The organism is Pontibacter sp. 13R65, from assembly GCF_047525655.1.
GTDB lineage: Bacteria > Bacteroidota > Bacteroidia > Cytophagales > Hymenobacteraceae > Pontibacter.
Genome location: NZ_JBLIQL010000001.1, coordinates 9,252 through 23,181, shown reverse-complemented (window position 1 = coordinate 23,181; position 13,930 = coordinate 9,252). Strand labels below are relative to the sequence as shown.

Sequence of the window (13,930 nt, the reverse complement as noted above, 5' to 3'; positions counted from 1 at the left end):
TGTGGTGAGGCACAACGTGTTTTTTACTAAATGCTATTGATTTTGCTTTCGAGGCTCTGGGCAATCTGCAGGTGCTGTCGTAGCAGGGGCACTTGCCTGGAAGCATACTGTTTTACTTCCATGGTAACGCCATTTTCAGCCATATCTTCATACCGCCCTAGCAGGTTTTGGTGTTCTCCTACAATGGTTTTGATATACGATAAATCAAAAGAAAGGCCAGAGCGATTTGCTACATTATCATATGACTTTTGATGCGCAGCACCCAGTTCTGTTGGAAGCACAAAATTACTCTGGTTAGCCATGTTATGCAGTTCATCGGTCATACGCCCATGATCTGCAGACATGCGTTGGGCAAGGTTTTTCACTTCCGGACTCACGGCCTGTGCTTCTGCCAAGCCAGCCAGTTGTACCTGCAATATGTTAGCACTGGCTGCTTCCGCCACAAAAAGGGCATCGTTGTCCATATTCTGCACGCCTGCCTCTTCAAACTGCTGCACACTTTGTTCCATTGCCTGCCGAATACTGTCATCGGAGGTACAGCTGCTAAAGGCGAAAATTAAAAAAGACAATGCGAGGAAAGTAGAAAATGTTCTGTTCATCGTGTTTTCCATAAACCAGAAGCATCTGCAGGTTTCCTACAGATGCTTCTATTTTAGTTATGATTTAAAGATTATTGTCTGCTTGGGGTAGCACGGTTAGTGTTGGTTCCAGCTGTGTTGCTCATCGTTTCGTCCAGTCTTTTAGCATGCTCGTGGTGCTGTTGCAGAACAGGCAGAGTTTTGGAGGCAAAGGCTTTTACCTCGGCATCTTCCAGGCCTTCGGCAGCATCTTCAAAAAGCGTAACTGCTTTGTCGTGCGCATCAACCATAGCACCCACGTATTCTTCGTCGAATTCAGCGCCATTTTTCTCTCTCAGACTTTGCAGCTTATCCATGTGCTCGCGGCTCATGCTATCGGGCAAGGTAATGTTTTTCTTCTGAGCCAGGGCTTTCAGTTCAGTGTTGGCTTTCTCATGGTCGGTTACCATTTGGCCGCCAAGTTTTTTCACCTCCGCATTCTGGCCCTTTTGCTGCGCCAGTTTACCTGCTTCTACCTCAAACTTGCCATCGCTGGCTGCACGGGTCATAAAATCAGATTGGTCTACTTTACGGTCTTGCATAGAAGTATCCTCAAAAGTCTGCTCGTTTGTCTCTTGAGCCTGGTCTACACTGTCTTTGTTGTTGTCTGATGTGCACGAAGTGGCTCCAAAGAGAAATGAGCCAGCTATACATGCGGTTAGTGCTAATTTTTTCATAGTTTTATATACTTTTAATAATACAAATTTTTGCTGTAAATAAAGTAATATACGCCCTTGCAGGTAAGTAGTTTTATTTGCAGCCATTCCGGAACAAGGTGAACCAGTGCTATTTTGCCTTTAGCACTGGTACTTATCACCAGGCAAGATAAATAAAGGCTAAGAATAACGTATAAATACCTAATTCCGAAATTAGCTGAAGAGTAGGTAAGGTTCGGATGGTTTCGGTAACTTTACAAATAATTTGTAAACCTGCGCTAAATTTAATTCACAGATGCACTTTAGCGCTTCTTAGTAAATAGTTTATCTATAACGAAATCTTACTATTTATGGCATTATCATTCAAAAATCGGGCAATTTATATACTTGGTTTTCTGCTGCTGATCCCGCTCCTCTCGGTGCAGGCGCAGGACGAGCAGGCCATAGATTCTAAATTTGAGGCGCCAGCCAACCCGGCACACGATAAACTAATAAAGCTGCACCCTTTGCAGCTAGGCCTGGGCGAAATTTATGTAGGCTACGAAAGGTCGCGCACTGGTTTTGTGAGCAACGAAATTGGACTAAGTTATATTAACCGCATTTATTTAAAAGACGGTGACTCCCGTTTTTCGCGCGATAAACCAGTAAACACACATGGTGTTGGCATCAGAATGAGTCAGCGGCATTACACTTCTAAGAAAGGAAGTGCTCCTTTCGGCTTTTTCCATGGCCCTACGTTTGGCTACCGGTTTATTTTGTTTCAGGACAGCAGCTACAAGTTATTTGGGTTACCTGAGCCCAATCAAACCGATCCTAACGTTCGGTATGTGGGCCGGCTTTACCTCAATACCTTTGACCTTGCCTACCAACTAGGTGGCCAGTTCCGGCTAACCCAACACCTGACCCTGGAGATTGCCGGCGGTATTGGAGCACGCCTGAAGTATGCCTTCTCCCGCGATGCAGATGAACTGTTGGAAGACCTTTTTGTTGGCAAGAAAATAATCAGCGACACCAACGGCTCCATTCTGGTAACTCCACTCCCACAGCTCAAACTCTCGGTAGGCTACTCCTTTTAAGCGGGTGCCTATAAACAAGCCTTCGCGTATAAATTTCAAAACACCTCCGGAAGGACGTTTTTATTAGAATAATTCATTAAAAGTGACAAGGTGCTGATGTGGAAAAGCATCTGCAAGTGTCTGAAAGAAACAGAGAGACTAAATTAATAAGCAATCAAAAGCCTAGCATCTGAAATCTCTGAAATGCCTCCGGAAGGCCCTTTTCATTAGAATAATTTCAGAATTATAGGTTAACCAAAATACGGGTACATGACAAGCAGGCCGACAGCACTGTTACCTGCCTTTGAAAACAGGTTTGCGCTTTTCGTTAAAGGCAGCCACGCCTTCCTGGTAATCTTCTGAGTTACCGGCAATGCGCTGGCAATATGCCTCATACTCCAGCATCTGCTCCAGCGATGAGTTGAAAGACTTGTTGAGCATCTTTTTCATCAGGCCGATGGCTTTGGTCGGGGCTGCCGCATAGCGTGCTGCCAGCTCAGCCACTGCTGTATCCAGTTCTGCTGGCTCCACTACTTTGTTTACCATTCCGAGCTGCAGCGCCTCGGCAGCAGTTACTTTAGAGCCCAAAGTACTTAGCTCGAATGCCTTTAAAGAGCCAACCAGGCGAGGCAGAAAGAAAGAAGAGCCGGAGTCGAGAACCAGACCAATATTTACAAATACCTCAATTAAAGTAGCAGCGGAAGATGCCACAATCAGATCGCAGGCCAGCGCCAGCGAGCAGCCTGCCCCTGCTGCCACTCCGTTCAGCTTGCAGAGAATGGGCTTGGGCAGGTGGCGCATTGCTTTTATAATAGGGTTATAGCGTTTCTCCAGCGACTCCGACAGGTCTCGTTGATCGGCTGAAGCAGCTGCTTTAAGATCCTGACCTGAGCAGAAAGCCTTGCCAGCACCTGTTAAAATGACCACCCGCACCTGCTCATCGCGTGTTACCTGCTTTAGCGCATCCTGTAGCTCATAGCTTTGCTCGTCGTTAAAGGCGTTGAAAACTTCCGGCCTGTTTAGCGTGATGGTGGCGATCCCATCCTGTACATTATAAAGAAGGCATCCGTAAGTCATATATTTCTGCTTTTAGTTTACAATAGATTGGCTAAGGCAGTGCAAGCAGCTCCCATTGGCACATCACGCTGTCCGGAAAGGGACAGGATTGAATTATGTGTCCGGAAAAGGACAACTGCCAGCTTAAGCCAGCATTTTTAACTAGTCTGCACCTGCATATGCCTTACTGCACCTTCAGCTATTCTTTCCTTCCTGGTAATACAAATTTTTGATTATTTCAATTTAATTTGCTGCATTTCCGGCATTATTTCAATATTTATTAAAATAATTTACCATCAAATATACCGTTTCTCTATTATTAGCATCATTATTGCTTAAGCTTCGAAGCAGCAGTTCCAGGTAACTGTGTAGCAGCTGCCTAGTAAGAACATACGCGCAATACCACTTTTATCTATAAAACTATGAAAAATTTAAATGCCATTTTGGTGGCAGGCCTACTCCTGTGCGCTGGTTTCGGTGCTAAGGCTCAGACTCGGCCAACCAACCAGGTAAAACCTCCTCTACAAAACTCCATTACACCTCTCCTGCCACAAACGTTAAACAAGCAGCTCCATGCCACCCAGACAACCATACGGGTTCCGCAAACTGAAATTGAATACTCCTGGTCCGATGCTACTGCCACTTGGACACCTCTGTACGAGCATAACTCTGAATACGACAACCACGGCTGGCGTTCTCAACTTACTACCAAAGACTTAACAGAAAATAAGCTATTGAGCTTAATCACGCATCAGTACGACGCCCAGGGCCGCGACACTCTGCTCATTATGCAGGAAAACGAGGCCGGAGCTTGGGTTAACGCCACTCGCGCCCGAACAAAATACAATGATCAGGGTCATGTAACGTACATGGCTACTTTCAGGTGGCATAATGCTTCCTGGCAGCTGGTGCATGCTCACCGCTATAACTACACCTATGGCCCTGGCGACCGGGTAGAACAAGTGGTGAAGCAGCTATACGGAGGAACCACCTGGACCAATGCTGATAAAGAAGAATTTAGCTACACAGGCAATGGCACCTTACCGGAAAGTAAAACCAATTACACGCATACAGAAACTGGCTGGACTCCAACGCAACGCTTTGCTAACATTACCTACAACCTAACAGATCAGCGGGAACAAAGCTATGTAAAGCAAACCCGGACTTCTACAGAGTGGCAGAATACAAGCTTCCATACCTTTACCTACACCACCAACTCCACCACGCTAGCCAATATCACCGAAGAAGAAGTGCACAGGTACAATGGCACCGGTACAGTGCTGGAAAGAAAAATAATGGAAGAGTACTTGTCTAACGGCCACTTTATGCAGCACAAAGAGGAGGTGCTTGTAAATGGCCAATGGCTCGTAGACACCGAGAATAGCCTGCTCGGATATGGCATTAACGAACCGCAAGGCGGAGGCTTTACCGAGTTTATTTACCAGACCTACAGCTACACTCCCCAGGGTAATCTTATTTACGTTAACCTTGCAAAGCATATGTATAGCGACTTTATAAACATAACAGTAACAGGCGCTGCCGATGAAATACCTGCAACAGCTGTAATGCTCTACCCGAACCCCAGCAAAGATTTGCTGCATATTGCCCTAGCTGCCACCACAACACAAGAGGCTATGGTTAGCATCTATAACCTAACCGGCCAGAAAGTATATGAATTGGCTGACTTACGTGGCGAGGCGACTATAAATCTAGCTCATTTACCTGGCGGCATTTATTTGGTAAACGTAAAAGGCACTAACAGTGCAGGTGTAACTAAAAAAATAGTAAAACAGTAACTTGCTGATTTCCATTACTATTCATACCTTATAAAATATTTTAATCCTGAAAAGCAGCATATGTTGTATGCTTTGTAGGATGACCTCTGTTCGTAATAGCATTTCTGTTGCTATTTGTCGCTAAGCCTATTTCAATTTTGCCAATAACCATTTTCAGGAGTTCCTCCAAGCTGTTGCTGTGGGTAGCTATTGGCATAAAAGAAAAAGAGTCCTAATTCCCTTTTATAAATTCATAATACCACAAGTCTCTCCAGCACGTTGCGGATAATGCCGTACCGGATTTTCCTACTCTTAATTTTCAAACCTTTTTATTTATTCAAACCCATTTATTACTATGAAAAGAGTTCTAATAACTTTATCAAGTGCTGTATTGGCACTGTATGGCTCTGTTTGTGCCGCTCAGTCTACTAAAACTCCCTCTGTAGAGAGAGTACAGGGTAAGCTAGCCAAGGTTGCTATGGCCCATAAGGCCGAGCGGCTTGCTAACCTCAGGCTCGCAACCATACGGGTAGCCCAGCAGGAAACCCAATCTTACTGGGACGCAGAAGAGGGCGATTGGCTGCCAGAGGTACACTACACCTATGCCTACAACAACCAAGGGCTCTGGGAGAGCATAACCGAACGATCTTTGCCTGAAAACGAGGTAACCAAACAAAGCATTAACATTACGTATGATGCCCAAGGCAATGAGATTGAGCGCACCAACCAAACCCGAAATGGCAGCGCCTGGGTAAACGAGTCCAGAGAAAGGAACGAGTACGATGCCCAAACCGGGCAGCTTAAGCTGATGGCAGAAGACGAATGGGTAAACAACGCCTGGCAATTAGCCTCCGGCACCAGATACACCTACACCACCGGCACCGGCAACCGCATAGAGCAAACCTTAGAAGAAGAGTATGAAAATGGCACCTGGACCAACAGCAGCAAAACAGAATATACCTACAACGGCTCAGGCACAAACCCTGTTGCCAGCACAAGCTCTGACTGGGTAAACGGAGCCTGGCAGGAGGTTGAGCGGATGACTGAAATAACCTACGAAAACGGCATGATGAAAAGTGCGATAGAAGAATACTACGATGAGGAGGAGGAAGAATGGGTAACTACAAAAGGAACTTACACCTATACCACAGACGCACAAAACCAAACTGCCACCATTGTTCTTGAACAGGCTATGCAGGCAGGCCAAACCTGGATGCCGGTAATCAGAATGACCATTGTAAGCCTTACATCCGGCGAAACGTACCTAGGCCCGCAGACGCTTTCTGAATTAAAAACAGAAGCTAACTTAGGTACCACCTGGGGAATTATAGCCCACATTACAACAGAGATAACCCGCGATAACGATGGCCAGGTAACCCAGATCATTGCCAAAAGCTACGACGAAGAAACTGAGGAGTATGTAAACCTCAGCCGTTTTGAGTACAGCGATTTCGTAAATGTCAACACCACTTCTGCCGAAAACGAGGTACTGGCATCTGCGCTGCAGCTCTACCCGAACCCAACACAAGGTAACCTGAAAATAGCTTTAGACCCTACCAAGGTGCAAGATGCCAGCCTGAGTATCCATAGCCTTACCGGCCAAAAGGTATATGAGCTTAATAAAGTGCGTGGCGAAGCCGTTGTGGACATGAGCCAACTGCCAAGCGGCATATACATGGTTAGGGTTGTGGATACTAACAAAGCTGGTATAACCAGAAAAATAATAAAACAATAACAAGGTGGTGCCACCCTTGGTCTTAACAGGTAAAAAAAGGCTCTGGAAGGGTATTTTTATTAGAAGAATTGCCATGCCTTTCCTCCGGTTGCTTGTTCCGAATCTGCTATAAACTGAAAGCAGCTTCCACAAAAAAGCTCCTGCCACATAGTTTGGCAGGAGCTTTTTTATTTTATGGTAGAGTTTGCCTATAAAGCGAGACCAGCAGCGGCCAATGCGAGTAAAAGGCCACTCCCAAAACCGGCATAGACCTGTGCCGGCGTGTGCACGTGCAGCGAGAGCCTGGCCGACAAAACGGCTCCGGCCACAAAAATACACATGGCCAGTGGCGGCACCATATAAGTATCTGGTGAGAGCCGGCTTAGCACCAGCAGCAACCCCAGCGCACCTCCCATGCCCACACTGTGCGCGCTTATTTTCCAGAACAACGATATTAAAAAAGTAAGAAATACAGACGTGGCCAGAATAACCATGATCACGAAAAAGAGCCGGTCAAAAATATTTTCCCGCTGCAGCAGATAGGCTGTAACAGCGTAGCATACACCTGTAAAGAGCAAAGGCAAGCTCCGTTGCTCGCGCCTGCTCATCTCCAGCGTATCTACATGGCCTGTGCGCACCATGGTGTACGCTCCTAACCCTGGAATAATAAATGTGGTGAAAAAGATCAGGCTCAGCACAATCCAACGCGCTTTTACCGGCAGCGACAGCACCGGTGCAGGCAGGTAGTAAAACAGGAAAGCAAACAGGTAAGTAGGTAATAGCAGCGGGTGAAAAATAACTGATAAAAACCTGGCAAGAGAATGGCTCACAAATCTATGGCAATTAAGTATTGGTCTGGGTAAAAAAATGGAACAGGCAGGAAATGTGAAAAAGCGTGTAGCTACAAGCAGAAAATAATAAGCACGGCGTATATTTTAATCTGCAGCTGTTTAGCGAAATGATCTTGTTAGATTTGGAAGGCAACGTTTAAAGATTTATTTATTCTTTCTGTTAACAGCTCTACCAGCTCCGACTCTAGGTATTCGTACTCATCCGCTATATGAAGCACATCGATGGGTGGTACTGCCAGGTGCCAGTAACTCTCTTTTATTCTGGCTCCCTGCCCCCGCTCCATTACCAAAACCAGGTTGGCCCACACCAGGTCTTTGTCTTTTAGCTGCCTTTCGCTTTTGGGGCTCAGACCAACCGACCTGATGGCAAACCGCATATCGTTTTTAAATATATATTCTGCCGTCCTGCTCCTTCTTATATTGCGCCCGCAAACAACCAGTATATTGGGTCTCTCTGTCACTTTCTCCTGTTTTCAGTTTCTGCCTTGGTGCCAGAGCAACCACCCTTAGCATAACAATGGGCTTCAGACCTCCGGAAGGTCTTTTTCATTAGAATAATTGACTACTCCTTACTATTCGCCATCTTAGCGTATACTCTTAAAAGCTTAAGCTGCTTTGGCTCCTACAGCTCTTTGCGCAGGCGAGCCACCGGAATATTGAGCTGCTCGCGGTATTTGGCCACGGTGCGCCGGGCAATATTGTAGCCTTTGTCGTTAAGCATTTTCTCTATCTTCTCGTCGGAGAGCGGCTTGCGCTTGCTTTCTTTGTCGATGATCTCTTTCAGGATATGCTTTACCTCGCGGCTGCTGGCATCCTCGCCAGAGTCGGTAGCAATGCCTTCCGAGAAAAAGTACTTTAGCGGATAAATACCGAACTCTGTTTGCACGGCCTTGCTATTAGCTACGCGGCTCACAGTACTGATGTCCATGCCGATGTCTTCGGCAATATCTTTCAGGATCATGGGGCGCAGCAGGCTTTCGTCTCCCTCTAAAAAGAAGTCGTGCTGGTATTTTATGATAGACTCCATAGTACGGAGCAGCGTGTTTTGCCGCTGTCGGATGGCATCTATAAACCACTTGGCGGCATCAAGCTTCTGCTTTACAAACGTTACCGTCTCCTTCAGCTTCTTGTCCTTTTTGTCCGATTTCTCATAGGCATCGAACATGTCGGCGTAGGAGCGGCTAATGCGCAGATCTGGTGCATTGCGCGAGTTGAGCGAGAGCTGCAACTGCCCGTTTTCGTTGGTCAGTATAAAATCCGGGATAATGTACTGCACCCGGGTCATGCCCGCACCCGCGCCACCTGGTTTCGGGTTTAGCTTTATAATAAGGTCTACTGCCTCTTTTAGAGCCGCATCCGACACGCCAAACCGTGCCTGAATCTTATGGTAGTGCTTTTTGGTAAACTCATCGAAGGCATCGGAAATAATGCGTTCTGCCAGCCTGGTAGTGCTGTCTTGCTCGCGGCGCATCAGTTGCAGCAGCAGACACTCCGGCAGGTCGCGGGCAGCTATACCGGCCGGGTCGAAAGTCTGGATCATCTGCAGCACCAGCTCTATCTCTTCCTCGCTCGTTTCTATGTTCTGCGAAAATGCCAGGTCGTTGGCAATAGAACTCAGCTCCCGGCGTATGTAGCCATCGCCATCTATGCTGCCAATAAGTTGCATGCCAATGGCATATTGCTTGTCGTCGAGGTTCAGGAAGCCCAGTTGGTCGAGCAGGTTATCGGTAAGGCTGGTAGTAACGGCAATGGGCATTTCGCGGTCATCGTCGTCGTCGCCTCCACGGTCGCCCTGCATTTTGTAGCCGCTTATTTCGTCTTCGTTAATATAATCTTTTATATCTACGTCGTCGTTGCCATAGTCATCGTCACCTTCGTAATCATCGCCTGAGGCGTCCTCGTAAGTGTCGGTGTCAGACTCCTCACGCCCTTCTTCCAGCGCAGGATTTATCTCCATTTCCTCTTTTATGCGCGCTTCCAACTCAACAGTAGGTATCTGTAGCAGCTTGATAAATTGTATCTGCTGCGGCGATAACTTCTGAGATAAAAGTTGTCTTAAGTCGAGTCGCTGCATAGGGTATAAACTAATCGGGATGTATGTTACACTCCTTCAAATTTAGGATAATTTTACTCTCATTTACAAAAAAGGTTAAAATATCGTTACTTTGAAGGTTCATAGATATCTGCCAGGCTGCTGAAAAGGGCAATAAGGTAAAACCGGCACCTCAAATGAGGTTATGCTGGCTTAATGCCACAGAAAAACAAGTGGCCTGATGCCTCTGGCAGGCAGATTCTGAATAAATTAGTTTAAAAATCGCAATACGCTATTCACATACAGATGCAACGCATAAAAATAAAAGAACTGCTAACAGGTGCCGAGGTCGGCAACGATGTGCTGCTTAAAGGCTGGGTGCGCACCAAGCGCGGCAACAAATATGTAAACTTTATTTCCGTAACCGATGGCTCCACTATCCAGAATCTGCAGGTAGTGGCCGATGCCGAGAAGTTTCCGGAGGAGACGCTGAAAGACGTGACTACAGGCGCAAGTGTGGCCATAACCGGCGAACTGGTAGCCTCGCAGGGCAAAGGTCAGGCTTACGAAGTTATCGCCAAAACCATTGAGGTGCTTGGCAAAGCCGACCCGGAAACCTACCCACTGCAGAAAAAAGCGCACTCGCTCGAGTTCCTGCGCGAAATTGCACACCTGCGCTTCCGCACCAACACCTTTGGCGCTGTGTTCCGGGTGCGCAACACGCTGGCGTTTGCAGTGCACAAGTTCTTTAACGAGCGTGGCTTTGTGTACATGCACACGCCGATCGTAACCGCTTCCGATGCAGAGGGAGCCGGCGAAATGTTCCGTGTAACCACACTGGACCTCGACAACCTGCCCCGCACCGAAGAAGGCAAAATCGACTTTGAGGAGGACTTCTTCGGGCGCGCCACGAACCTGACAGTATCGGGGCAGCTGGAAGGAGAGCTGGCGGCCATGGCTTTCAGCGATATCTACACCTTTGGCCCTACCTTTCGGGCCGAAAACTCCAACACCGCCCGCCACCTGGCCGAGTTCTGGATGATTGAGCCCGAAATGGCTTTCTATGACCTTAAAATGAACGCCGACCTGGCCGAAGAGTTCATTCGCTACGTGATCCGGTACGCCATGGAGCAAAACCGTGAGGACCTGGAGTTCCTGGCGCAGCGCCTGCAGGAAGAAGACAAAGCCAAGCCGCAACAAGAGCGCCATGAAATGAGTCTGCTCGAAAAACTGGAGTTTGTGGTAAGCAACCAGTTTGAGCGCATTACCTACACCGATGCCATTGATATACTCCTGGCATCTCCGGCTTACAAAAAGAAGAAATTCCAGTACGAGGTGGCCTGGGGTGTAGACCTGCAGAGCGAGCACGAACGCTACCTGGTAGAGAAACACTTTAAAAAGCCGGTGATCGTAACCGATTACCCCAAAGACATTAAATCGTTTTACATGCGCCTGAACGACGATGGCAAAACAGTGGCGGCCATGGATATTCTGGCCCCAGGAATTGGCGAGATTGTAGGTGGCTCACAACGCGAGGAGCGCCTGGAACTGCTGACGCAGCGCATGGACGAGATCGGCATTCCGACAGAGGAAATGTGGTGGTACCTCGATACCCGCCGCTACGGTGGCTGCCCGCATGCCGGTTTTGGCCTCGGGTTTGAGCGCCTGGTGCAGTTTGTAACGGGTATGGGCAACATCCGCGATGTAATTCCTTTCCCAAGAACACCGAAGAACGCAGAGTTCTAGCACCATAAAAAAAGCCCGATTTATATATCGGGCTTTTTTTATATATTGGAGCATCAAAACCTTTCTTACATATAGAAAACTTAGGCCCTAAATCTAGAATGGGTATAATTTGCTGTGTTTAATAACAGGAGCTGGTGCAGCAACTTCCAGAGGAATAGCACCAAAATTTTTAACAAATTTTTTTGTATTGATTATTTACAAATGCTGGCCCTATGCCCTTTATTACCTTCTACGAATCAGATTTCTATAAGATAGAAGTCGACACTGCTCAAAATTTACTCCGGGCTATATGGCTTCGGCCGATTTCATATGCAGAAATGAAAACAGGAGGAACCAAGCTGTACGAAGTGCTTCTAGACACAGAGGTAGAACTGGCTATAGCTAATGCTAAAACCTTAACCTCTTTATCTGCCGAAACAAAAGCCTGGATGTCGAGCACTTTCTATGAACTCCTCTCACAGACAAAGCTCAGGAAACTGGCCCGCGTACTCCCCGACAATGTTTTTCACCTGATCGCTCTTGAATCTGTGGTAACAAGAGCCGAGGCAATGGGCGTAACTAAATTTGTTGTTAAAAACTTCTCCGATCCAGCCATCGCCTTAAGGTGGATAACCACCCCATAACCCTTTGTGCCCTTATGCTCAAAATGCCTCCAGAAGGGTGTTTTTATTAGCAGAATTTGATTTTACGCCTACCAGCTACCTCCGTACCACACAGAATAAAAATTAAAATAATCTAATATAAAACCTAAAAGCTGCTTGAGTTAAAAACCACCTTACCGCTTCATTTTCTTAAGAATAGCACACACTTTGGCTGGAATTTTGCTCGTTATACTCCTACATATACTTTAGATAAATCCTATGCGCAAATTTCTTTTAACCATGCTCCTGATGGTCACTTTTGCCACCTTGGCGAGTGCCCAGAAAGAGTTTGCAAACCTTGATTTGCCGCTGCGCCGCGCCGAAGACCTTGTAACGCTGGCAGATGACAGAGGAAACGTTTGCATTTACTTTTACCAGAGCAATAACCTATATTTTAATTTACTCTCCCCCACCGGCGAAGTACTGGCCGCGCACCAAATCCCATACCGCTACAGCCAGCAACCGCATGTTTTTGGCACCCGGGTAACAGAGGATCAATTTATTTTCTACAGCCGCTACATGAATGGCCGTAAAGAATATGTGCGTCCTTTTGCTATCAGCAGAGAGAACGGCTCCTTCCGCAGCATTCAGGACCTTGAAGTTGTAAAGGACCGGAACGAAACGTTTTTGGGTGGTTTTGCAGATCCCAACCACTTATATATGTTGTACTCCGACAATAAGAGCAACCTGATCGTGCACCGCAGCAGCGACTACATCAGCAAACTCGAAAAAAAGACGTTTGAGAATGTAATGCCTAAGTCGAGAGACAGGCTGGACAGGGAAAAACAGCTGATCTTCGTACACCCTGATATGGACAATTCAGTTTACTCAGGGCACCATCGAAGCAAGATCTATACCGACGATGAGCATATTTACATGATCTTCGATGGCTATTTACTGAAAGGCCAGGGCTCCAAAACAACTACCGAGATCCTGACGCTGAACTGGTACGAGGGCAAGGCCAATTACCGTACGCTGCCTGCGATTGAGCAGAAAGGAAGCGTAGCATTTAACTCTTTCCTCCACCAGGGCAAAATATTCAGGGTAACTATGGATAAAGACAGGCTCAACCTGACTGCTTTCGACTTTAACACCCTGGCACCGCTGAAGGAGTACAACTATACTTCAGAAGAGGAGATAGCCATAAAAGCCACACCGGTGTACCAGAAAGGAGCAAAAGGACTTTTCTCACCAGATAATACAGTTATAGAAAAAACCTCGAAGGTGATGAAAAGCCTGGCTAATGGTGTGCCTGCCATAACAGTAGCAACAGATGCCGATAGCACGCTGCAACTTACTATTGGCTCTTACCAAATGCCATCTGGCACTAACCGTAACCAAGACCTCAACCGTATGGTGCGAACCCCAGATAGGTACATTCAGACATCACGTGGGCTCATGATGCTGCCCGGGCGCTGGACTCCGGCTTACAGCATTCCAAGCTATTACCTGAACTCACCGTTTTACAGCAACTACTTTTATGACCCTTATGGCAGAAACGCCAGTATGCCAACTGGTCCCGGCACCAGCACCTATTTTAGGGCTGTGCTTGATAGCAATACGCTAAACAAAGTAGAATCAAAAGAAGAGATGGTGCTGCTCGAGGACAAGCTGGAGAAGTATGAGCAGGAACTAAAACCGGAGCCTGAGCTAAGAACCGTATACCGGTACGGCAACAAGCTGCACTATGGCTACTACGACCGGCGGTCTAAAACTTTTAAAATTGTAGAATTCGCTAAAAAATAAATAGCAGGCCCGAAAACAGCAGCGCCTCCCCCGAAACCGGG

At 47.0% G+C, this 13,930-nt stretch carries 12 protein-coding genes; 6 read left to right on the top strand and 6 right to left on the bottom strand.

What is annotated here, in order from left to right:
* Positions 1–26: 26 nt before the first annotated feature.
* Together ACMA1I_RS00095 and ACMA1I_RS00090 are read right to left on the bottom strand one after the other, a co-directional pair.
* The gene (locus ACMA1I_RS00095) at positions 27–599 is read right to left on the bottom strand and encodes a DUF4142 domain-containing protein (protein ID WP_337066194.1); all 573 of its coding nucleotides are present in this window, start codon (positions 597–599) and stop codon (positions 27–29) included.
* Between the two features lie 71 nt (positions 600–670).
* The gene (locus tag ACMA1I_RS00090; RefSeq protein WP_337066193.1) at positions 671–1,294 is read right to left on the bottom strand and encodes a DUF4142 domain-containing protein; all 624 of its coding nucleotides are present in this window, start codon (positions 1,292–1,294) and stop codon (positions 671–673) included.
* A 329-nt stretch (positions 1,295–1,623) separates the two neighbouring features.
* Here ACMA1I_RS00090 and ACMA1I_RS00085 point away from each other — a divergent pair, with 329 nt between their 5' ends.
* Positions 1,624–2,349: an ABC transporter ATP-binding protein gene (locus ACMA1I_RS00085; RefSeq protein WP_337066192.1), complete on the top strand. Its 726-nt coding sequence runs from the start codon at positions 1,624–1,626 to the stop codon at positions 2,347–2,349.
* Between the two features lie 273 nt (positions 2,350–2,622).
* Here ACMA1I_RS00085 and ACMA1I_RS00080 read toward each other — a convergent pair whose 3' ends face one another.
* Positions 2,623–3,405 (bottom strand): enoyl-CoA hydratase-related protein, encoded by a 783-nt coding sequence (locus ACMA1I_RS00080; protein WP_337066191.1) that lies wholly within the window; start codon positions 3,403–3,405, stop codon positions 2,623–2,625.
* Between the two features lie 401 nt (positions 3,406–3,806).
* Here ACMA1I_RS00080 and ACMA1I_RS00075 point away from each other — a divergent pair, with 401 nt between their 5' ends.
* Positions 3,807–5,180 (top strand): T9SS type A sorting domain-containing protein, encoded by a 1,374-nt coding sequence (locus tag ACMA1I_RS00075; RefSeq protein ID WP_337066190.1) that lies wholly within the window; start codon positions 3,807–3,809, stop codon positions 5,178–5,180.
* Positions 5,181–5,514: 334 nt separating this feature from the next.
* Positions 5,515–6,894: a T9SS type A sorting domain-containing protein gene (locus ACMA1I_RS00070; RefSeq protein WP_337066189.1), complete on the top strand. Its 1,380-nt coding sequence runs from the start codon at positions 5,515–5,517 to the stop codon at positions 6,892–6,894.
* A 188-nt stretch (positions 6,895–7,082) separates the two neighbouring features.
* Here the strand turns inward: ACMA1I_RS00070 and ACMA1I_RS00065 are convergent, their stop codons facing one another.
* The 3 genes from ACMA1I_RS00065 to rpoN all read right to left on the bottom strand — a co-directional run bounded on the left by ACMA1I_RS00065 (position 7,083) and on the right by rpoN (position 9,798).
* On the bottom strand, positions 7,083–7,703 hold the full coding sequence (locus ACMA1I_RS00065) for a hypothetical protein (RefSeq protein ID WP_337066188.1): 621 nt from the start codon (positions 7,701–7,703) through the stop codon (positions 7,083–7,085).
* Positions 7,704–7,840: 137 nt separating this feature from the next.
* Positions 7,841–8,185 carry a protein-tyrosine-phosphatase gene (locus tag ACMA1I_RS00060; RefSeq protein WP_337066187.1) on the bottom strand — a complete coding sequence of 115 codons (345 nt, stop codon included), beginning with the start codon at positions 8,183–8,185 and terminating at the stop codon, positions 7,841–7,843.
* A 161-nt stretch (positions 8,186–8,346) separates the two neighbouring features.
* A complete protein-coding gene (gene rpoN, locus ACMA1I_RS00055; protein ID WP_337066186.1) occupies positions 8,347–9,798 on the bottom strand; it encodes an RNA polymerase factor sigma-54 in 1,452 nt (483 codons plus the stop codon).
* Between the two features lie 264 nt (positions 9,799–10,062).
* On the opposite strand from rpoN, the gene asnS reads away from it, so the two are divergent.
* The 3 genes from asnS to ACMA1I_RS00040 all read left to right on the top strand — a co-directional run bounded on the left by asnS (position 10,063) and on the right by ACMA1I_RS00040 (position 13,889).
* Positions 10,063–11,502, top strand: coding sequence for an asparagine--tRNA ligase (gene asnS / locus ACMA1I_RS00050; protein WP_337066185.1), 1,440 nt, complete (start codon positions 10,063–10,065; stop codon positions 11,500–11,502).
* 212 nt (positions 11,503–11,714) lie between these two features.
* Complete coding sequence (locus ACMA1I_RS00045; protein ID WP_337066184.1) at positions 11,715–12,125, top strand: hypothetical protein; 411 nt, start codon at positions 11,715–11,717, stop codon at positions 12,123–12,125.
* 237 nt (positions 12,126–12,362) lie between these two features.
* Positions 12,363–13,889 carry a hypothetical protein gene (locus ACMA1I_RS00040; RefSeq protein ID WP_337066183.1) on the top strand — a complete coding sequence of 509 codons (1,527 nt, stop codon included), beginning with the start codon at positions 12,363–12,365 and terminating at the stop codon, positions 13,887–13,889.
* Positions 13,890–13,930: the final 41 nt, after the last annotated feature.